This is a genomic window from Pseudoclavibacter sp. RFBB5 (assembly GCF_002931555.1).
Taxonomy (GTDB): Bacteria; Actinomycetota; Actinomycetes; order Actinomycetales; family Microbacteriaceae; genus Pseudoclavibacter.
On the sequence record NZ_PSTZ01000010.1, the window covers coordinates 158,228 to 177,219 of the forward strand.

General features: G+C 68.7%; 14 protein-coding genes, 1 tRNA gene and 1 other RNA gene. 4 read left to right on the forward strand and 12 right to left on the reverse strand.

Annotated features, from left to right (window positions below):
- Nucleotides 1-12 precede the first annotated feature (12 nt).
- From C5B97_RS15460 to pta, 7 genes are all read right to left on the reverse strand, one after another.
- On the reverse strand, nucleotides 13-1,503 hold the full coding sequence (locus C5B97_RS15460) for a malate:quinone oxidoreductase (protein WP_104312889.1): 1,491 nt from the start codon (nucleotides 1,501-1,503) through the stop codon (nucleotides 13-15).
- A 191-nt stretch (nucleotides 1,504-1,694) separates the two neighbouring features.
- The gene (locus C5B97_RS15465) at nucleotides 1,695-2,747 is read right to left on the reverse strand and encodes an aspartate-semialdehyde dehydrogenase (protein ID WP_104312890.1); all 1,053 of its coding nucleotides are present in this window, start codon (nucleotides 2,745-2,747) and stop codon (nucleotides 1,695-1,697) included.
- A 25-nt stretch (nucleotides 2,748-2,772) separates the two neighbouring features.
- Complete coding sequence (locus C5B97_RS15470) at nucleotides 2,773-4,044, reverse strand: aspartate kinase (RefSeq protein ID WP_104312891.1); 1,272 nt, start codon at nucleotides 4,042-4,044, stop codon at nucleotides 2,773-2,775.
- A gap of 183 nt (nucleotides 4,045-4,227) precedes the next feature.
- Nucleotides 4,228-4,824 carry a recombination mediator RecR gene (gene recR / locus C5B97_RS15475; protein ID WP_068476612.1) on the reverse strand — a complete coding sequence of 199 codons (597 nt, stop codon included), beginning with the start codon at nucleotides 4,822-4,824 and terminating at the stop codon, nucleotides 4,228-4,230.
- Nucleotides 4,825-4,866: 42 nt separating this feature from the next.
- Nucleotides 4,867-7,716: a DNA polymerase III subunit gamma and tau gene (locus C5B97_RS15480; protein WP_104312892.1), complete on the reverse strand. Its 2,850-nt coding sequence runs from the start codon at nucleotides 7,714-7,716 to the stop codon at nucleotides 4,867-4,869.
- Between the two features lie 144 nt (nucleotides 7,717-7,860).
- Complete coding sequence (locus tag C5B97_RS15485) at nucleotides 7,861-9,048, reverse strand: acetate/propionate family kinase (RefSeq protein WP_104312893.1); 1,188 nt, start codon at nucleotides 9,046-9,048, stop codon at nucleotides 7,861-7,863.
- Nucleotides 9,049-9,101: 53 nt separating this feature from the next.
- The gene (gene pta, locus C5B97_RS15490; RefSeq protein ID WP_104313034.1) at nucleotides 9,102-11,216 is read right to left on the reverse strand and encodes a phosphate acetyltransferase; all 2,115 of its coding nucleotides are present in this window, start codon (nucleotides 11,214-11,216) and stop codon (nucleotides 9,102-9,104) included.
- Between the two features lie 102 nt (nucleotides 11,217-11,318).
- Here pta and ffs point away from each other — a divergent pair.
- The 3 genes from ffs (at nucleotide 11,319) to C5B97_RS15505 (ending at nucleotide 12,356) form a co-directional block, all read left to right on the forward strand.
- Nucleotides 11,319-11,415: signal recognition particle sRNA small type (gene ffs, locus C5B97_RS15495), an RNA gene on the forward strand.
- 94 nt (nucleotides 11,416-11,509) lie between these two features.
- Nucleotides 11,510-12,163, forward strand: a complete 654-nt coding sequence (locus tag C5B97_RS15500; protein WP_104312894.1) for an SDR family oxidoreductase — start codon at nucleotides 11,510-11,512, stop codon at nucleotides 12,161-12,163.
- 105 nt (nucleotides 12,164-12,268) lie between these two features.
- Nucleotides 12,269-12,356 (forward strand) — tRNA-Ser (locus C5B97_RS15505).
- 224 nt (nucleotides 12,357-12,580) lie between these two features.
- Here C5B97_RS15505 and C5B97_RS15510 read toward each other — a convergent pair.
- From C5B97_RS15510 to C5B97_RS15530, 5 genes are all read right to left on the reverse strand, one after another.
- Nucleotides 12,581-13,720: a hypothetical protein gene (locus C5B97_RS15510; protein ID WP_104312895.1), complete on the reverse strand. Its 1,140-nt coding sequence runs from the start codon at nucleotides 13,718-13,720 to the stop codon at nucleotides 12,581-12,583.
- 266 nt (nucleotides 13,721-13,986) lie between these two features.
- Nucleotides 13,987-15,372, reverse strand: coding sequence for a hypothetical protein (locus tag C5B97_RS15515; RefSeq protein WP_104312896.1), 1,386 nt, complete (start codon nucleotides 15,370-15,372; stop codon nucleotides 13,987-13,989).
- Between the two features lie 249 nt (nucleotides 15,373-15,621).
- The gene (rplL, locus tag C5B97_RS15520) at nucleotides 15,622-16,005 is read right to left on the reverse strand and encodes a 50S ribosomal protein L7/L12 (protein WP_104252146.1); all 384 of its coding nucleotides are present in this window, start codon (nucleotides 16,003-16,005) and stop codon (nucleotides 15,622-15,624) included.
- 45 nt (nucleotides 16,006-16,050) lie between these two features.
- Nucleotides 16,051-16,566 carry a 50S ribosomal protein L10 gene (gene rplJ, locus C5B97_RS15525; protein ID WP_104252145.1) on the reverse strand — a complete coding sequence of 172 codons (516 nt, stop codon included), beginning with the start codon at nucleotides 16,564-16,566 and terminating at the stop codon, nucleotides 16,051-16,053.
- A gap of 278 nt (nucleotides 16,567-16,844) precedes the next feature.
- Nucleotides 16,845-17,717 carry a LysR substrate-binding domain-containing protein gene (locus tag C5B97_RS15530; RefSeq protein ID WP_104313035.1) on the reverse strand — a complete coding sequence of 291 codons (873 nt, stop codon included), beginning with the start codon at nucleotides 17,715-17,717 and terminating at the stop codon, nucleotides 16,845-16,847.
- 113 nt (nucleotides 17,718-17,830) lie between these two features.
- On the opposite strand from C5B97_RS15530, the gene C5B97_RS15535 reads away from it, so the two are divergent.
- Nucleotides 17,831-18,982 carry an FAD-dependent oxidoreductase gene (locus tag C5B97_RS15535; RefSeq protein ID WP_104312897.1) on the forward strand — a complete coding sequence of 384 codons (1,152 nt, stop codon included), beginning with the start codon at nucleotides 17,831-17,833 and terminating at the stop codon, nucleotides 18,980-18,982.
- Nucleotides 18,983-18,992: the final 10 nt, after the last annotated feature.

Consider the following 18,992-nt stretch of genomic DNA (forward strand, 5'->3'; position numbering starts at 1 on the left):
CGGCCGAGGCCCCTAGTGCGCGTTCAGCTCGAGCGCCTTGGCGCTGGCTGACTGCGTCGAGTCTGCGAGCTCCGCCGACGCGTTGACGTCGGTGCCGAGGCTCGGAACGAGTGCCTCCAGCTTCGGCGCCCACTCCGCCTTCTTGTCGGGGTAGCAGCGGCCGAGCAGGTCGATCATGACCGGGACGGCGACGGATGCGCCGGGCGAGGCGCCGAGGAGGCCAGCGATCGAACCGTCCTTCTTCGCGACGACCTCGGTGCCCATCTGCAGGATTCCACCGCGCTTAGGGTCCTTCTTCATGACCTGCACGCGCTGACCGGCCGTGATGAGGCGCCAGTCGGCGGCGTTCGCCTCGGGGAAGAACTCCTTGAGCTGCTCGAACTTCTTGTCCTTGCTCGCGAGCACCTGACCGACGAGGTAGGTGACGAGGTCGAAGTTGTCCTTCGCGACGGCGAGCATCGGGATGAGGTTGTGCGGGCGCAGCGACTTGATGAGGTCGAGGTAGCTGCCCGTCTTGAGGTACTTGGGGCTGAAGCCCGCGTACGGCCCGAACATGAGGGCGGGCTTGCCGTCGACGACGCGGGTGTCGAGGTGCGGCACCGACATGGGCGGGGCACCGACCGATGCTTTGCCGTAGACCTTCGCGAGGTGCTTCTCGACCACCGCGGGGTTGTCGGTGCGCAGGAACTGTCCGGAGATCGGGAAGCCGCCGTAGCCCTTGATCTCCTCGATGCCCGACTTCTGGAGGAGCGGGAGCGCCCCGCCGCCAGCTCCGACGAACACGAAGCGCGCGCGGGTGACGTTCTTGCGGCCCTTCTGCTCGCCAGCGAGCTGCTGCGTCGCGATCTGCCAGATGCCGTCGCGCTGCTGGCGGAGCGCGATGACCTCCGTGTTGAGGCGCAGCACGGCGCCGCGGTCGACGAGGCCCTGCACGAGCTTGTGGGTGAGCGAGCCGAAGTCGACGTCGGTGCCCGCGGCAACGCGCGTCGCCGCGATCTTCTCGCCTGCCGGTCGGCCTTCGACGAGCGTCGGAGCCCAGGCCTTGATGACCTCCGGGTCGTCCGAGAACTCCATCGTCGAGAAGAGGGGCTCGGTCTTGAGCAGCTCGAAGCGGCGGCGCAGGAAGTCGACGTTCTCGGCCCCACGCACGAACGTCATGTGCGGCACGGAGTTGATGAAGCCAGACGGCTCGGGCAGCTCGCCGGCCTCGACGAGCGTGGCCCAGAACTGGCGCGACACCTGGAACTGCTCGTTGATCTGGATCGCCTTGGACGCGTCGATGACGCCGTCCTTCTCAGGCGTGTAGTTGAGCTCGCAGAGGGCGGCGTGGCCCGTGCCTGCGTTGTTCCACGGGCTCGAGCTCTCCTGAGCGAGCCCGTCGAGTCGCTCGATGATCTTGATGCTCCACTCGGGCTCGAGCTTCGAGAGCAGCGAGCCGAGGGTGGCACTCATGATGCCCCCGCCGATCAGAACGACGTCGTAGATCTTCTGTGAATCAGTCACCGAATCAGTCTACGACGGGGGCGGATGCGCATCCGCTTCACGTGGGTGGTGCGGCCTGCACATTCGCCCGTTTTTGCTGTTTTCGAATGCCCCACGCCCGAAACAGGGGACGGTCCACCCCGACCACGGCCGCGAACGCAAAAACGGACGCCCGCGAGGGGCGTCCGTTCTTGTGCGTGCGAGCTCGGCGGTTACGCCTTCGCGGCGACGAGCTCCGCGATCTGCACCGCGTTGAGCGCGGCGCCCTTGCGGAGGTTGTCGTTCGAGATGAACAGCGCGAGGCCGCGGTTGCCGTCGACCGACTGGTCCTGGCGGATGCGGCCGACGAGGCTCGGGTCGGCCCCGGCTGCCTGCTGAGGCGTGGGCACGTCGACGAGGGCGACGCCGGGTGCCTGTGCGAGGAGCTCACGGGCGCGGTCGGGCGTGAGCGCCTCGGCGAACTCGGCGTTGATCGACAGGGAGTGGCCGGTGAAGACGGGCACGCGCACGCACGTCCCGCTCACACGCAGCTCGGGGAGGCCGAGGATCTTGCGGCTCTCGTTGCGCAGCTTCTGCTCTTCGTCGGTCTCTTCCGTGCCGTCGTCGACAACCGAGCCGGCGAGCGGGATGACGTTGAACGCGATGGGCGCGACGTACTTGTCGGGGGCCGGGAACTCGACGGCCGAGCCGTTGTGCACGAGCCCGAGGAGCGCATCCTCGCCCTGGCCGACAGCCGCGACGGCCTGGCCGGAGAGCTCGCGGGCGCCCGCGAGGCCAGAGCCGGACGTTGCCTGGTAGGTCGACACGATGAGGCGCTCGAGGCCAGCGGCCTCGTGCAGCACCTTCAGCACCGGCATGGCGGCCATGGTCGTGCAGTTCGGGTTGGCGATGATGCCCTTGGGGGGCGCGACGATCTCTTCCGGGTTGACCTCGGAGACCACAAGCGGCACCTCGGGGTCGCGGCGCCAGGCGCTCGAGTTGTCGATGACGAGCGCGCCGGCGGCGGCGAAGCGCTCGGCCTGCGCCCGCGACGTGGTGGCTCCAGCGGAGAAGAGGGCGATGTCGATGCCGCTGACATCGGCGACGGCGACGTCTTCGACCGTGATGTCCTCACCGCGGAACGGGAGGGTCGTGCCAGCCGAGCGGGCCGACGCGAAGAAGCGGATGCTCTCGACTGGGAAGTCGCGCTCCTCGAGGAGGGTGCGCATGACGGCGCCGACCTGGCCCGTCGCGCCGACGACGGCGACGTTCAACTTGGTGCTCATGAGTGCTCTTTTCTGCTCAGCCGCGTCAGCGGCCGGTGCCTGCGTAGACGACTGCCTCGGCGTCGCCGTCGAGGTCGAACGCGGTGTGGATGACGCGGGTGGCCTCGGTGACGAGGTCGGCCTGCGTGATGATCGAGATGCGGATCTCGGAGGTGGAGATCATGTCGATGTTGATGCCGGCATCTTTCAGCGCCGTGAAGAGCTTCGCGGTGACGCCGATGTTCGTGCGCATGCCGGAGCCGACGAGCGAGATCTTCCCGATGTCCTCCGTGAGGCGCAGCGACGCGTAGCCGATCTGCTCGCCCTCCGAGGCGATGGCGTCGAGCACCCGCTGCGCGTCCGCCTTCGGCAGCGTGAACGAGATGTCGGTGACCTTCGTGTCCTGCTCGGACACGTTCTGCACGATCATGTCGATGTTCGCGCCCTGCTCGGCGACGATCGTGAAGATCGCAGCCGCCTTGCCTGGCACGTCAGGGACGCCCGCGATGGTGATCTTGGCCTGGCTCAGGTCGTGGGCGACACCCGCGATCATTGCTGCTTCCACTTCGTACTCCTCTGCCCGATCTGGGTTGTAGACGATGGTGCCCTCGTGGTCCGAGAACGACGAGCGGACGTGGAGCGTGACTCCCTGTCGGCGTGCGTACTCGACGGCGCGGATGTGCAGGACCTTCGCGCCGGAGGCGGCGAGCTCGAGCATCTCCTCGCTGGAGATGTAGTTCAGCTTGTGGGCTTTCGGCACGATGCGCGGGTCGGCGGAGAAGACGCCGTCGACGTCGGTGTAGATCTCGCAGACATCCGCACCGAGGGCGGCCGCGAGTGCGACGGCGGTCGTGTCGGAGCCGCCGCGGCCCAGCGTGGTGATGTCTTTCGAGTCGCGGTTGAAGCCCTGGAAGCCGGCGACGATCGCGATGGCGCCTTCGTCGAGCGCCTCGCGCACACGCACGGGGGTGACGTCGACGATGCGCGCGTCGCCGTGCGTGGAGTCGGTGATCATGCCGGCCTGGCTGCCCGTGTAGCTCCTGGCGTCCATGCCGAGGTCCTTGATGGCCATCGCGAGGAGGGCCATCGAGACGCGCTCGCCGGTCGTGACGAGCATGTCGAACTCGCGTGCATCCGGAATCGTCGCGATCTGGTGCGCCAGGTCGATGAGGTCGTCGGTGGTGTCACCCATCGCGGAGACCGCCACGACGACGTCGTTGCCCGCGTTGCGGGTCTCGACTACTCGGCGGGCCACTCGCTTGATGCTCTCAGCATCCGCGACCGATGATCCGCCGTACTTCTGGACGATCAGACTCACGTGTCTTGTCTCCTCCGGTTCAGGATGCGCGTCGAGCTGTGCCCGCGCGCCACAAGCTCCCATCCTATCCGGCGGGGGCATGCCGTTCCTAGCGCGGGCCGCGTTCGTTTCCGTTGATTGCAGGCCCGTGACCGAGTGGCGACATCCCGGTGGTCGGTGAGGGCGGCGGGTGTCGTGAGCCGGTCAGTCGATGGCGCGGCGTCCGGAGAAGGCGCGGCCGAGGGTGATCTCGTCCGCGTACTCGAGGTCGCCCCCGACGGGGAGGCCGGAGGCGAGCCTCGACACGGGGACGCCGATGCTCGTGAGGAGCCTGCTCAGGTAGGAGGCTGTGGCGTCGCCTTCGAGGTTCGGGTCGGTCGCGACGATGACCTCCTTCACCTCACCGGACTCGAGCCGGGCGAGGAGGGTGCGGATGTTCAGGTCGTCGGGCCCGATGCCCTCCATGGGGTTGATGGCGCCGCCGAGGACGTGGAAGAGCCCGCTGAACTCGCGGGTGCGCTCGATGGCGGCCACGTCCTTCGGCTCCTCGACGACGCAGATGACGGTGCGGTCGCGGCGCGGGTCGCGGCACACGTTGCACTCCGGGCCCTCGCTGACGTTGCCGCAGACGGTGCAGAACTGCACCCGCTCGCGGACGGTCGCGAGGATCTGCGCGAGCCGCGACACATCGAACGACTGCGTCTGCACGATGTGGAACGCGATGCGCTGCGCGGACTTGGGGCCGACGCCTGGCAGCCGACCGAGTTCGTCGATGAGGTCCTGGATGATGCCTTCATACATGGGTCAGAGTCCCCGGCCTTCGGATGATGCTGCAGACACGGCTCAGTAACCGCCGTCTTCAGGTGGTGGTGGTGCGGAGAAGTCGTCTTCGGGTGGCAGCTCGACCGCTTCGGGCTCGGGCACGATGATGTCTTCGCCGATGAAGCGGGCACCGAGTCGCTCGCGCACGATCGCCTCACCGTAGCGCTCGACGCCGGGAATGACGGGCGCGCTCGCGACGCGCTGGGTGCGCTTCGGGGCGGGCGGCGCCGCGGGGGCCTGGGCTTCGTCGGCTGCTGCGGTCGGTGTCGCGACGGGTGTCTCGGAGGGTGCCGAGGCCACGGCGGCTGCAGCTGGCGCGGATGCTGCGGGTGTCCGCGTCGCGGAGGCCACGCCCTGCGCGGTCCCCGACCCCGGGATCGCGGCGGTCGCCCATCCGGAGCCCGGCCCGTCGTCGGGGAGGGATTCCTGGCCGGGGATCTTCGCGACGGTCCAGTTCAGGCCGCTCGAGGAGCCGGGGGCCGAGGGAGCCGCAGTGGCCTGCCCAGCCTGCGAGGCGGGTGTCTTCGCGTTCGTCGCCGGGGTCACTGCAGGGCGCTCACGCTGCGCGGACTGCCCGGTCTGCGGCCGAGGCGCCGTCGCGTCCCCAGACGCTCCCTGCGCGCGGGCCGCGTCGGACTGTTGGCCTCGCGCCGGGTCGGGCTCCGCGGGGGCTGGCGCGGGCTCGTCGGTGCGGTTGGGCGCCTGCGCGCCGCCCGCCCCACTGGTCGCTGCCCCGCCAGGACGCTGCGGCTGGAACTTCACGGTGATGCCGAACATCTCGTTGATCGCGGTGCGGAGCACGGCGCTCGGGGAGTCGGTTGCGCCTCGCTCGCCGCGGAACTGGTCGAGCACGGCGCGGGACGGCACCTCGAAGACGAGCAGGTCGCCGACGAGATCCCGCGGGTGCACGGACTGCGCGACGCTCCACGCGTGGGTGCCGCCGAGGTCGCGCATGCGCTCGAGCAGGGTGGGCCAGGCGTCGCGCAGCTGCGCGAAGACGGGTGGCTCAGCGGATGCGCGTGCCGCCGTGGCGTGCGGGACCGGAGCAGAGTCGGCGGCAGGGCCGGGCGCCGCCTCTGGCGCAGGTGCAGGTTCCGGCGCCGATGCGACGTCAGGAGCAGACGCAGGTTCCGGCACTGACGCGGCTTCAGGATCCGGGGCGGATCCCGCTGCTGACGAGAGGTCTCGCGCTGACTCGAGTTCGGCAGCTTCGACTTCCGGCGCCGATGCGGTTCCGGATGGCGCCTCGACGTCCGACGCAGGCGCGCCGTCCGAGGCAGAGTCCGAGACGGGCGGGGCGACGGTCTCGTCCTCGGCCGGAGCGTCGGCGTCGGTCGGCGCTTCGCTGCTGCCCGGAGCGAGGACAACCGGTTCGGGCGCAGACACGGTCGGGGCCGGTGCAGGCGTTGCCGGTGCAACTCCGGAGCCGGGAGTCGCCGCGGCCCACGATGCGGCGGCCAGGCGCGCGGCGGAGGCGGTGTCCGGCTCCGCGGCAGAAGGGACCGAAGGAGCCGCCGGAGCGGCGGGAGGCGCTTGGCGCTCACTCGGTACCGAGTCGGCAGCCTGCCCGACACGCGGCGCGCGCGGGGTCTCGGGCTGTCGCTCCGAGGAGGGCGGCGGAGCCGACGCGGGCGCGGGCTCCTGGACGGGCGCGGCAACCTCGGACACGGGCGCGGGCGCGGAAGCGGAAGCGCCAGCCGCGAGTCGCATCGGCGACGTGCCTGGCGCATCCGCCACCGCGAGCAGCGTGCCGCTGTCGATGAAGTCAGCGCGCGACGCGACGAGGATGCGCGCGACGAGCAGCTCGAGGTGGAGCTTCGGCGAGGTGACGCCGCTCATCTCGGTGAGCGTCTCGTTGACGAGGTCGGCGATGCCGGTGAGTGCGGCGGGCGAGAACCGGCCGGCCTGCACGCGCAGGGCCTCGACCTCGTCCGCCCCGAGGCCGCGCAGGACCGCTCCGGCGCCTGGCCCTGTGGCCTTGGCGACGATGAGGTCGCGCAGACGCTCGAGGAGGTCCTCGACGTAGCGGCGCGGGTCTTGGCCAGACTGGATGACGCGGTCGACGGCCGTGTAGGCCGCTGCCGGATCTGCGTCGGCGAAGGCGTCGATCGACTCGTCGAGCAGCTCCTGGCCCGTGAACCCCAGCAGCGCGGCGGCGCGCTGGTAGCCGAGGAGGCCCGTCTCGGAACCGGCGATGATCTGGTCGAGCAGCGAGAGCGTGTCTCGCGCCGAGCCACCGCCCGCGCGCACGACAAGCGGGAGCACGCCGGGCTCAGCCGTGACGCCCTCGCTCGTGCAGAGCTCTTCCACGTACTCGAGCATGAGGGCCGGCGGGATGAGCCGGAACGGGTAGTGATGCGTGCGCGAGCGGATCGTGCCGATGACCTTCTCGGGCTCAGTCGTCGCGAACACGAAGCGCACATGCTCCGGCGGCTCCTCGACGACCTTGAGCAGGGCGTTGAAGCCGGCCGAGGTCACCATGTGGGCCTCGTCGATGATGAAGATCTTGTAGCGATCGCGGCTCGGCGCGAGGATGGCGCGCTCGCGCAGCTCTCGCGCATCCTCGACGCCACCGTGACTCGCGGCGTCGATCTCGAAGACGTCGAGCGAGCCTCCGCCATCGCGCGCCAGTTCGACGCAGCTCTGGCAGACGCCGCACGGGGTGTCGGTCGGCCCCTCGGCGCAGTTCAGGCAGCGGGCGAGGATGCGTGCCGAGCTCGTCTTGCCGCACCCGCGTGGGCCGGAGAAGAGGTAGGCGTGGTTGACGCGACCGGTGCGGAGCGCGGTCATGAGGGGCTCGGTGACCTGCGACTGCCCGATCATCTCGGCGAAGTTCTCAGGCCGATAGCGGCGGTACAGGGCTGTGGCCATGCGCTCCATCGTAGACGGCACCACCGACATCCCGCGTTGTCCCGCCACCACCTGTTGGCGTCGCCGAGATCGCACTGCCCGCAGACCCCATCACTGCCAGCGATCGCTCCGGTGGGACGAGCATGGGCGACGCGCCAGCCGGGCTCAGGCGATGGCGGCCAGACTCTGGCGCGCGATCTCGAGTTCCTCGTTGGTGGGGACGACCAGTACCTCGATGCGCGAGTCGTCGGCCGAGATGCGGCGCGCATCCCGTGACGCCGACTCGTTGCGCTCGGGTGACAGCTTCACGCCCAGCCATTCGAGCCCATCGAGCACCTCGGCGCGCAGCCTGGCGTCGTTCTCGCCGATGCCCGCTGTGAAGACGATCGCGTCGGCGCCGCCGAGCAGCAGCATGTACGCGCCCAGGTAGTGGCGGATGCGGTGCGCGTAGACCGCGAGGCCGAGCTGCGCGCGCTCGTCGCCCGCGTTGGCCTTCTGCCGCACGTCGCGCATGTCACCGGAGCCCGTGAGGCCGAGGAGCCCCGACTTGCGGTTGAGGAGGTCGTCGAGCTGATCGATCGTGTAGCCGCCTCGACGCGACAGGTGCACGAGGACGGCGGGGTCGAGGTCGCCCGTGCGGGTGCCCATGACGAGCCCCTCGAGCGGCGTCATGCCCATGCTCGTCTCGACGGAGCGCCCGCCATCGACCGCGCACATGCTCGCGCCGTTGCCGATGTGGAGCACGATCGTCTTGAGGTCGGCGAGGTCGCGCCCCAGGAAGCGTGCCGTCTCCTCGGACACGAACTTGTGGCTCGTGCCGTGCGCCCCGTACTTGCGCACGCGGTGCTCCTTCGCGACCTCCGCATCCAGCGCATACGACGACGAGGCCTCGCTCATGGTCGTGTGGAACGCGGTGTCGAAGACCGCGACGTGCGGCGTCTGCGCGAACACGTCGCGCGCGCCCATGATGCCCTCGAGGTTCGCGGGGTTGTGGAGCGGAGCGAGCGGGATGAGGTCCTCGATGTCCTGCAGCACCTTGCCGTCGATGACGGCCGCGTCGAAGAAGCGTCGCCCGCCGTGCACGACTCGGTGACCCACGACCACCGGCGGGAACGCGGCGAGGCTCGGCCCGTGCTCCTCGAACCCCTCGAGCATCGCCTCGAAGCCACGAGTGTGGTCGGGGATGTCCGCCTCGCGGGTGAAGGTCGCTCCCCCGGTCTTGTGGGTGACGCTCGCGACGCCCTCGCCGATGCGCTCCACGAGGCCGGACGCGAGCGTCTCCTCGCGGTCCATGTCGATCAGCTGGTACTTGAAGGACGACGAGCCGGAGTTGATGACCAGGACGATGCTCATGGGCACCCTTTCTCGAGACCCGCGGGAAGCGGGCAGAACGTGCGGCAGAGGCTCTACGAGCCCTGCGCCTGGATCGCGGTGATGGCGACGGTGTTGATGATGTCGGAGACGAGCGCACCGCGGGAGAGGTCGTTGATGGGCTTGTTGAGGCCCTGCAGGATCGGGCCGATCGCCACGGCGCCGGCGGAGCGCTGGACTGCCTTGTACGTGTTGTTGCCCGTGTTGAGGTCGGGGAAGATGAAGACCGTCGCGCGGCCGGCCACCTGGCTGCCCGGCATCTTCTTGCTCGCGACCGCGGCATCCGTCGCCGCGTCGTATTGGATCGGACCCTCGACGAGCAGCTCTGGCATGCGCTCGCGCACGATGCCGGTCGCCGTGCGCACCTTGTCGACGTCGGCTCCGGAGCCAGACTCGCCCGTCGAGTAGGAGAGCATGGCGACGCGAGGCGCGATGTCGAACTGGCTCGCCGTCTCAGCCGAGGAGATCGCGATGTCGGCGAGCTGCTCCGCCGTCGGGTCCGGGTTCACGGCGCAGTCGCCGTACACGAGGACGCGGTCGGCGAGGGCCATGAGGAACACGCTCGAGACGACGGAGACGCCAGCCTTGGTCTTGACGATCTCGAAGCCGGGGCGGATGGTGTGCGCGGTCGTGTGGGCCGCGCCCGAGACCATCCCGTCTGCGAGGCCGAGGTGCACCATGAGGGTGCCGAAGTAGCTGACGTCGCGCACGCGCTCGGTCGCGGCCTCGATGGTGACGCCCTTGTGCGAGCGCAGTCTCGCGTACTCCTCGGCGAAGCGCGCGACGTAGTCGGGGTTGCTCGTGCTGAGCACGTGGGCGGCGGAGATGTCGACGCCGAGCGCGGACGCACGGCCACGCACCTCCGACTCCTCACCCAGGATCGTGATCTCGGCGACCTCGCGGGCCAGCAGAGAGCCGGCGGCGACGAGGATGCGGTCGTCGCTGCCCTCAGGAAGCACGATGTGCTTGCGGTCCGAGCGTGCGCGGTCGAGGAGCGTGTTCTCGAACATGAGCGGCGTGACGACCAGCGACTGCTTCACGTTGAGGAGCGCCACGACCTCGATGGCCGGGATGTGCTGCTCGAACTTCGCGAGGGCGAGGTCGATCTTGCGGCGCGAGATTCCCGCCGCCGCGAGTCGACCGCGCGTCTGCATGATGCGCTGCGCCGTGTCGTAGGTTCCGAAGTTGGTGCGGATGATCGGCACCTCGACGTTGAGGCCGTTGATGAGCCGCTCGATGGCCAGCGGGAACTCGAACGGGCCGTTCACGACGATGCCCGTGAGGGACGGGAAGGTCTCGGCGCGCTGCGCGAGGAGCACGGCGAGCAGCACCTCGGTACGGTCGGCCGCGATGACGACCACCGCGCCCTCCTTGAGGCGTTCGAGGACGTTCTGCATCGACATGCCCGCGAGGACGATGCCGAGCACCTCGCGGCCGAGCAGCTCGCGGTCGCCGTAGACGAGCTCGCCGCCCACCGCGTCCAGCAGCTGCGAGAGCGAGGGGGCCATGAGCAGCGGCGTCTCGGGGATCGCCCACACGGGTACCTTGTGGCCGAGCTCGCGCAGAGCCCGCTCGGCGACAGCTCGACGCACCTCTTCCGTGGCGTTCTCGTCGGCGCGGTTGATGGTGATCGCGAGCAGCGTCGCGTGCGCGGCGTCGAGCTCGGGCAGGGTCACCTCGAGCGCCTGCGCGAGCTGCTCCGGGGTGCGCGGCTGGCCCTTGTCGGCGTCGAGGCCGGTCAGGACGAGCAGGACCGGCGCGCCGAGGTTCGCGGCAACCCTCGCGTTGAAGCCCAGCTCGGCCGGGTTGCCGACATCGGTGAAGTCGCTGCCCACGATGACGACCGTGTCGCAGCGGCGCTCGAGCGCACGGTACCGGGTGACGATGCGGGAGAGCGCCTCATCGGGGTCGGCATGCACGTCGTCGTAGGTGACGCCGAAACCGGACTCGTACTCCGGACCGCGGTTCTGCGGGTCGAGCTGCGAGAGGAGCAGCTCGAGGATGTCGTCGCGCACCTCGGCGCTCTGCACGATGGGCCGGAACACACCCACCCGCCCGATCGAGCGGCTCAGGGCGTTCACCACCCCGAGCGCGACGGCGGACTTGCCAGAGTGACCCTCTGATGACGTGATGTAGATGCTTGTCCCCACGCCTGGCAATGCTAGTCGGGTGATCAGTCAGCGGGCTGTCGCGATCCTGCCAATTGCGGATGCACCGGATTCGCGTCTCGCGCCCATCGCGCTATGATGGTCGACGGCTCCTCGCGTGGCGCCATCCAGGCCAACTCCCCCAGGGCGGAAACGCAGCAAGGGTAACCGGGCTCTGGCGGGTGCGCGGGGGGTCTTTTCTTTTCTCCGGCGAACTCGGCAGCTCGGTGCCCCTGGCAGATCGCCCGCCGCGAACGCTGGCCTCGAACTCAGACTCACCAGCTTGACTGGCTGCCATGAGAATCGCAGTCATCGGTGGAAACGGTCAGATCGCACGCCTTCTTACGACCCAGCTCCTGCAGCGCGGGCACCGCGTCACGAGCGTCGTCCGGAATCCGGAGCACGTCGACTCCCTCAAGGAGCTCGGCGCGGATCCCGTGATCGCCGACCTCGAGCAGAGCACGCCAACGGACCTCGCGAAGCAGCTGGGGCATGTGGACGCGGTCGTCTTCGCGGCAGGTGCGGGCCCCGGCAGCACGGCGGAGCGCAAGCTCACCCTCGACCGTGACGGGGCGATCCTGTCGGCGGATGCGGCCGAGCTCGCGAACATCCGCAGGTTCGTCGTCGTCTCCGCGATCGGCACGGACACCTTCGACCGGGACTCGGACGACGTCTACCAGGTGTACCTCCGCGCGAAGAGCGAAGCCGACGCCAACATCCGCGGCCGCAGCGCGAAGCTCGACTGGACCATTGTCCGCCCGGGAGGGCTCACCGACGACGACGCCACGGGCAGCGTCAAGGTCGGCGAGCAGGTCGAACGCGGGTCCATTCCCCGCGCCGACGTGGCAGCGGTGATCGCGGCCCTCCTCGACCGCCACGCCGGCATCCACAAGCAGTTCGAGGTCGTCTCCGGCGAAGAAGAGATCGGCTCAGCAGTCAAGAAGCTCTAGCGGAGGGCCCGCCGGGCCTCCCTCTTGGGGCAATTCGGCGCTCGCGTTCACGAACGGTCGCGGGAACCGGTATGCTCTTTCGAGGTGAGCGCCTGGCGCTCCCGTGGAGGATTCGCCTAGTGGCCTATGGCGCACGCTTGGAAAGCGTGTTGGGTGAAAGCCCTCAGGGGTTCGAATCCCCTATCCTCCGCCATGTGCACGTGAGCCCCGACCAGGGATCCCCGGTCGGGGCTTTCGTCATGCGCCCGCCGTCCGGCGCATACATCTGGGCAAGACATGCTCACTGCTCGAGGAAGCTGCACTTCCCGCATGTCTGTGATGAGCCGGCGAATGCAGGGCGAGCGGATGCGGGGCGAGCGCGCAAAAGAGGGCGCCACCCGAAGGTGACGCCCTCTCAGCGAAGTGCTCGGTGAGCTGCTAGGCCTTCTTGGCTGCCATGCGGCGAGCGACGAGCACGCCGGCGCCGGTCGCGAGCGCGAGGAGGCCGATGCCTGCCGCGCCGAAGACGTCCTCAGCACCCGTGGTGGCGAGCTCAGGCGTCGTGTGGCCGGCGTTGGTGCCGCCGTTGCCCGCAGGAGCTGCGGTCGACGTGGGCGCCGTCGTGGTGCCAGGCGTCGCCTCGGCGATCAGGAACGTGAACGTTGCAGACAGGCCGCTCGACTGCGAGAGGGTGACGGTGTACTCGCCAAGTGGCAGCGCAGCGCCCGACTGGTTGATGAGGACGCCCGGGTAGGTGCCGTCCTCTGCGACGACGGAATCGTCGGTCGGGTCGACCGTGACGGAGGAGCCGTCCGGGTAGACGACGGTGATGTCGAGCGCGAGGCCGGGCGTGAAGTTCTGCGCCGTGTACGTGATGTTGTCCGTGGGGAGGAAGCTGTCCGCGTTCGCGTAGGCGACAGGGGCTTCGACCGTCGGGGTCGGCTCAGCGGTCGGCGTGGGCGTTCCCGTGGACACCGCCGCGACGTTGAAGCCGAACGTGACGACGTTCTGTGCGGGAGCGCCAGCAGCGTCGACGTAGTCCTGGGTGACGGTCACCGAGTAGTCGCCCTCGTCGAAGAGCGCCGTGTTGGTGATCTCGCCGGCGTAGGAGCCGTCTTCTCCGACGTCCCAGCTGTTGCCGGCGCCCGCAGGCACGGCCTGTGCGGTTCCGTCGGGGAACGTGAGCGTGATGCTCGAAAGCGGAGCCTCGGGCGCCAGGCCCGTGAGGACGTAGGTGATGCCCTCGTCCGGCGTGAAGCTCGGCTTCGTCGCCGCGCCCGCAGCGGCCGGAGCCTCTGCCGTCTCGGTGGGCTCGGCCGGCGCCGACTCGTCCGGGGTCGACGTCGGCGTCGACTCCTCGGTCGGGGTCGTCGTGGCCGGGGCCGACTCGGTGGGAGTCGTCGTCTCGGTCGGCGTCGCCGACTCGGTGGCGGCCGGCGTCTCGGCGGGCGTTGCTGGCGGCGTGGTGGTCGCTGCGAATGCGGGAGCAGCGGTCAGCACGGCGCCGCTGGCGAGCACACCGAAGGCGATCGTGAGGGCGGAAGCGCGCTTGCGCGACGAAGAGAATGAGGAAGCCATAACCCAAGACTGGCCTGACTCACAGGTGATGTCCAGAAGGCTCCACGCGATTTCGGTGGGCTTCGTCCGGATCAGGACTGCAGCACGTGGGAGAAAACCCAGATAAGCGCCGCTTTTTGCGGCCAAACATGGACCGGTTTCAGATGTGGGGACTTCTTCCCGATTGGTTGAAAAATCATGAAAGATCACCCCGGCCTGAACGCAGCAGCGGGGCTGGCACCGTATGGTGCCAGCCCCGCTCAGCGTCAGTCCAGGTCGTGCGGTCGTCAGCTCTCGCGACGGCGGCTCAGGAAGCGCGCTCCCGTGACGGCCGCCGCGCCGAGCCCAAGGACCAGGAGGCCGATGCCAGCGGCACCGAACGCATCCTCAGCGCCCGTCGTGGCGAGGGACTTGCTCTGGGCCTTGCCCTTGGTGTCCGCGGTCCCGCTCGCGTTGCCGGTACCGCCGTTGCCAGCCGGCGCGGCAGTCGAGCTCGGGGAAGTCTCGGAAGTCGCGGGCGTCTCACCGGTGACGGCGAAGGACGTCGTTGCCGTCTGCTCCTCTGCCGGCTCATCGGCCTCGAGCTCGACCGCCGCGGACGACTCCGCCGGGGCAGTCAGGTCGGACTCCTCCTGGACGATCAGCGGCACGCCTCGCGCAGAGTCGGCCGCCGGAGCGTCGGTCTCCTCGCCAGCGGCAGGGCTGATGCTCGTCAGGGTGATGCCGTAGTCGCCGGCAACCCAGGCACCGTCGTAGGTGATGATTCCTGCGTAGTTGCCATCCGCATCCGGAACGATCGGCTCGGCCGACTCGAACTCCGCCGTCGTCTTGTCTGGAAGCAGCAACGTGAGGCCGAGCTCGACACCGGGAGTGAAGCCGGTAGCGACGTAGGTGATGCCCTCGGCCGCCTCTTCCTGCGTGTAGCTGGCCTGCTCGGTGGCGACGGCCGGCGCAGCGATGGGCGCTTCGGTCTCCGTCGGCTCCGGAGTCATCGTCTCGGTGGCTGTGGGCGGGACGCTCGCCGTCTCGGTCGGCTCGAGCGTCGGCTCTTCGGTGAGCGTAGGCTCTGGCGTCTCCGTGGAGGTCTCCGTGGGCTCAGGTGTGGCCGTCTCGGTCTCCGTGGGCTCAGGTGTGGCCGTCTCGGTCTCCGTGGGCTCAGGTGTGGCCGTCTCGGTTTCCGTGGGCTCAGGTGTGGCCGTCTCGGTCTCCGTGGGCTCAGGCGTCGAGGTCTCGGTAGGAGCCGCTGCCGAGAAGGCCGTGGAGGCCTGCACGTCGTCCGACTCGAAGAGCACAACCGAGTAGTCGCCCTCGCTCCAGTCCTCGTCGCTGGTCAGTTCGGCGCTGACGGCGCCCGACGCGTCGACTTCGTGTGACTCGGTGCCCCAGGACCAGTTCGTCTGGCCCTCTGGTCCGACGACTCGCACGTACACGAGGTTGCCCGGCGTGAATCCCGAGCCGGTGACCGTGAGGCCGGGGGTATCAGCGGAGATCGAGTCCGCAGAGACCGATGCGGATGCAGTGCTGGTCTCACCATCGACGCTCGCGTCTACCTGGTCGCCGTTCGCGGCGAACGAGGGCGCTGCCGTGACGGCGACTCCACCGGCAACGACGCCGAAGGCGATGACGAGGGCCGTGGTGCGAGCGCGAGCGCTCTTGAAGGTGTCGGAAAGCATGAAGGGACGCTAACACGGCGGATTATTGTCCGTCGAGGCTGAAAACGGGTCAAGCGACACGCGGAAAGTCGCGATTCTCCGTCGACACACCAGTCACATTCGTCACACTGACCTCAGAAATCGCATCTTCAACAGGGATTTCCCGGGGAAACGGAACGAGGCACCGCATCCGGAAACCGGATGCGATGCCTCGTGAAAAAAGTTCCTTCGGCGTGTCGGAACACGCCGCGAAGAACAGCTACGGGATGACTACTTGACGGTCACCGAAGCGCCGGCAGCCTCGAGGGCGTCCTTTGCCTTGTCAGCAGCTTCCTTGTTGACGCCTTCGAGAACGGGCTTCGGAGCGCCGTCAACGAGTGCCTTCGCCTCACCGAGACCGAGGCTCGTGAGGGCGCGCACCTCCTTGATGACCTGGATCTTCTTGTCGCCAGCACCCTCGAGGATGACGTCGAACTCCGTCTTCTCCTCCTCTTCGGGTGCGTCAGCTGCTGCAGCAGCAACGCCTGCAACTGCAACGGGAGCAGCAGCGGTGACCTCGAAGGTCTCCTCGAACGCCTTGACGAACTCGGAGAGCTCGATGAGCGTGAGCTCCTTGAATGCTGCGATGAGCTCGTCAGTCGTGAGCTTTGCCATGTGTTTTCTCCTTGTGTGTTGTTCTAGCCGCGAGATCCCGGAGGACTAGTTCGCGGACTCCTGCTTTTCGCGCAATGCCTCGACCGTGCGAACAGCCTTGGCTGCAGGCGCGGTGAACAGGTATGCGGCACCGAACAGCGAGGCCTTGAAGGCGCCGGCAAGCTTGCCGAGCAGAACTTCGCGGGACTCGAGGTCGGCGAGCTTGTTGACCTCTTCTGCGCTGAGAGCGTTTCCGTCGAAGAAACCGCCCTTCAGAACCAGCTGAGGGTTGTCCTTGGCGAAGGTACGAAGACTCTTCGCGACTGCGACGGGGTCGCCGTGCACGAACGCGATTGCGCTCGGTCCGGCCAGCTCGTCGTCGAACGCGGTGATTCCGGCGTTGTTCGCCGCAATCTTCGTCAGCGTGTTCTTCACCACGGCGTAGCTTGCGTGCTCACCGATCGTGCGACGCAGCGTCTTGAGCTGCGCAACAGTGAGACCGCGGTACTCAGTCAGCAGGACGGCGGTCGAGTTCTGGAACAAGTCCTGAAGCTCGGCAACAGTTGCTTCCTTGGTCGCCATGGCACTCCTCTCTCTCTTGCACGTGAATCACGTTTGTCATTCACGCACCGCAGGCGCATCTTCGATGCACAACACACAAAAAACGCTCCGGCCGCAGATGGCCGGAGCGGAGAGGATGCGATTGCTCGCACGACAACTTTGCTTCGTACACCTGCGCGGGACGTTCTTGCGAACTCTTCGTTCGTGTACGTTCTCACGCACAACGAAGACCTGCGGTCTTGGGCTTCGGTAAGAGTACATCCTCGTGGGCATCTCGTCAACGCGGGTCGCGCACTCCGTCACCGCGGTCCGCGGAGGCTGTCGACGAGCAGGTGCGCGCTCGGGTGGGAGCGCTGAGCTTCCACCGCGTGGAGCTCGGTTCGAGGCGACCCCAGCAGGGGGCGCGTGATCACTCCTGGCATGTGGAAGCGCGCGACCGACGCGGGCAGGATCGATGCGCCGACGCCAGCTGCGACGAGACCGAGCACCGTCTCCTGGTGGATGACGCTCTGCACGATGCGCGGCACGGCCTGCGCTTCCCCGAGCCAGGACATGACGGCGGACACGAAGCCGGGCATGAGCTCGAAGGGAAAGAGCACAACCTCTTTCTCGTGAAAGCTCGCGGGTGCCACGGTCGACTCTGCGGCGAGCGGGTCCCCCGCCGGAAGCACCGCGACCAAGTCCTCGCCTTCAAGGAGGGTCGTACGCAGCCCGGGCACCGAAAGGGGGTCGCGCAGGATCCCCACGTCGAGCTCCCCCTCGAGCAGGAGCGTGATCTGCTCAGCGCTCGTGAGCGACCGAGGCTCGAGGCGGATGCGCGGCCTGAGTTCCTGGAACGCCTGCAAGCCCCTTGGCAGCACGCTGTAGCTCGCGGAGCTCACGAATCCCACGCGAAGCCTGCCCGCGGTCCCGGCCGCGACGTCGCCGAGGTCGACCACCGCGACGTCAAGGTCTTCGAGGACCACGCCGACTCGCTGACGGAACGTGCGACCGGCCGCCGTCAGCGAGACGCTGCGAGTCGTGCGCTCGAAGAGCTGCACGCCGAGCTCGTCTTCCAGCCTGCGCACGGCGACTGTCAGGGGCGGCTGGGTCATGTGCAGGCTCGCGGCGGCGCGACCGAAGTGCAGTTCGTCGGCGACGGCGACGAAGTACCTGAGCTGACGGAGCTCCATGAGATCCATTCGAGAGAGCTATCAAAGTGTCCCTCAATGATATTGGACGCGGCGCCCTGTGAGTGGGGTAATCGAAGCACAGCAGCATCCGGACCACCTCCCGAGGAGCGGACATGACCGAAACCATCGTCATCGGCGCGGGACTCGCGGGCGCAGCAGCGGCCTGGCAGCTCGCCGAGCGCGGGCACCACGTGACCGTGCTCGAGCGCACGACGCCCGCCAACGAGCACGGCAGCTCTCACGGGTCCGCGCGCATCTTCCGCTACGCGTATCCCGAGCAGACGTACACCGACCTCGTCGTGCGCTCGAAGGCAGGGTGGGACCAGCTGCAGCGCACGACCGGAACCCAGCTCATCCGGCCGACGGGTGCGCTCGACCACGGCGACATCCGCAACCCCACCGGCCTCGCGACCGTGCTGGAGGCAGCTGGCGTCGAGCACGAGCTCCTCAGCGCAGGTGAGGCGCGTGCGCGCTGGCCGCAGTTCCGCTTCGAGACCGACGTGCTCTGGCACCCTGGGGCCGGCGTGCTCGACGCGGGCGGCACTGTGGACGCGATGCTGGCCGCCGCGTCCGCGACCGGGAGGCTCGAGGTGCGGACCTCGTGGCCAGTCGCTCGAGTCGAGCGCCGAGGCGCGGGCTACCGCGTGCACTCGGCGGCCGGCGAGATCGCCGAGGCGGACGCGATCGTGGTCGCTGCCGGCGGCTGGCTCCCCGCACTCCTCGGGGAGCTCTCACTGCCGAGCGCATTCCTCGACCAGTTCCCAGCGCTCGAGGTGCGGCAGGAGCAGGCGTACCACTTCCCCTACCGCGAGGCGGGGGACGCCGGGGCTGACGCCGACCCCTGGCCCACCTTCATCTTCAAGTCGCGCGAGCTGCAGACCTACGGACTCCCCGGTGGCCGGGACGCGGACTGGCGGGGGCAGAAGGTCGCGCAGTTCAACGGCGGCAAGGTCATCGACTCTGCGCTCGGGCAGGACGGGGTCGTGGATGCGGCCAATCGGCGCGCGCTCGTCGCCTACGCCGAGGCGTTCCTGCCAGGCGTGGAGCCGGAACCCTACGCGGAGACCACCTGCCTCTTCACGACGACGCCGACAGAGGACTTCGTGATCGACCGAGTCGACAACCTCGTGGTCGTCTCCGCCTGCTCCGGGCACGGCGGGAAGTTCGCCCCGCTGCTCGGGGAGTTAGCAGCCGACGTGCTCACGGGAGCCGGAAGCGTGCCAGCCGAATTCCGCGTCGCGGCCCAGGCCGGTGCACGCGCATGAACGGGGAGAG

What these genes read in the sequence shown, in the direction of transcription:
- C5B97_RS15465 (WP_104312890.1), bottom strand. Translation starts at nt 2,747, where the DNA reads ATGAGCACCAAGTTGAACGTCGCCGTCGTCGGCGCGACGGGCCAGGTC.
- recR (WP_068476612.1), bottom strand. Translation starts at nt 4,824, where the DNA reads ATGTATGAAGGCATCATCCAGGACCTCATCGACGAACTCGGTCGGCTG.
- C5B97_RS15480 (WP_104312892.1), bottom strand. Translation starts at nt 7,716, where the DNA reads ATGGCCACAGCCCTGTACCGCCGCTATCGGCCTGAGAACTTCGCCGAG.
- C5B97_RS15485 (WP_104312893.1), bottom strand. Translation starts at nt 9,048, where the DNA reads ATGAGCATCGTCCTGGTCATCAACTCCGGCTCGTCGTCCTTCAAGTAC.
- C5B97_RS15500 (WP_104312894.1), top strand. Translation starts at nt 11,510, where the DNA reads ATGAGAATCGCAGTCATCGGTGGAAACGGTCAGATCGCACGCCTTCTT.
- C5B97_RS15510 (WP_104312895.1), bottom strand. Translation starts at nt 13,720, where the DNA reads ATGGCTTCCTCATTCTCTTCGTCGCGCAAGCGCGCTTCCGCCCTCACG.
- C5B97_RS15515 (WP_104312896.1), bottom strand. Translation starts at nt 15,372, where the DNA reads ATGCTTTCCGACACCTTCAAGAGCGCTCGCGCTCGCACCACGGCCCTC.
- rplL (WP_104252146.1), bottom strand. Translation starts at nt 16,005, where the DNA reads ATGGCAAAGCTCACGACTGACGAGCTCATCGCAGCATTCAAGGAGCTC.
- rplJ (WP_104252145.1), bottom strand. Translation starts at nt 16,566, where the DNA reads ATGGCGACCAAGGAAGCAACTGTTGCCGAGCTTCAGGACTTGTTCCAG.
- C5B97_RS15530 (WP_104313035.1), bottom strand. Translation starts at nt 17,717, where the DNA reads ATGGAGCTCCGTCAGCTCAGGTACTTCGTCGCCGTCGCCGACGAACTG.
- C5B97_RS15535 (WP_104312897.1), top strand. Translation starts at nt 17,831, where the DNA reads ATGACCGAAACCATCGTCATCGGCGCGGGACTCGCGGGCGCAGCAGCG.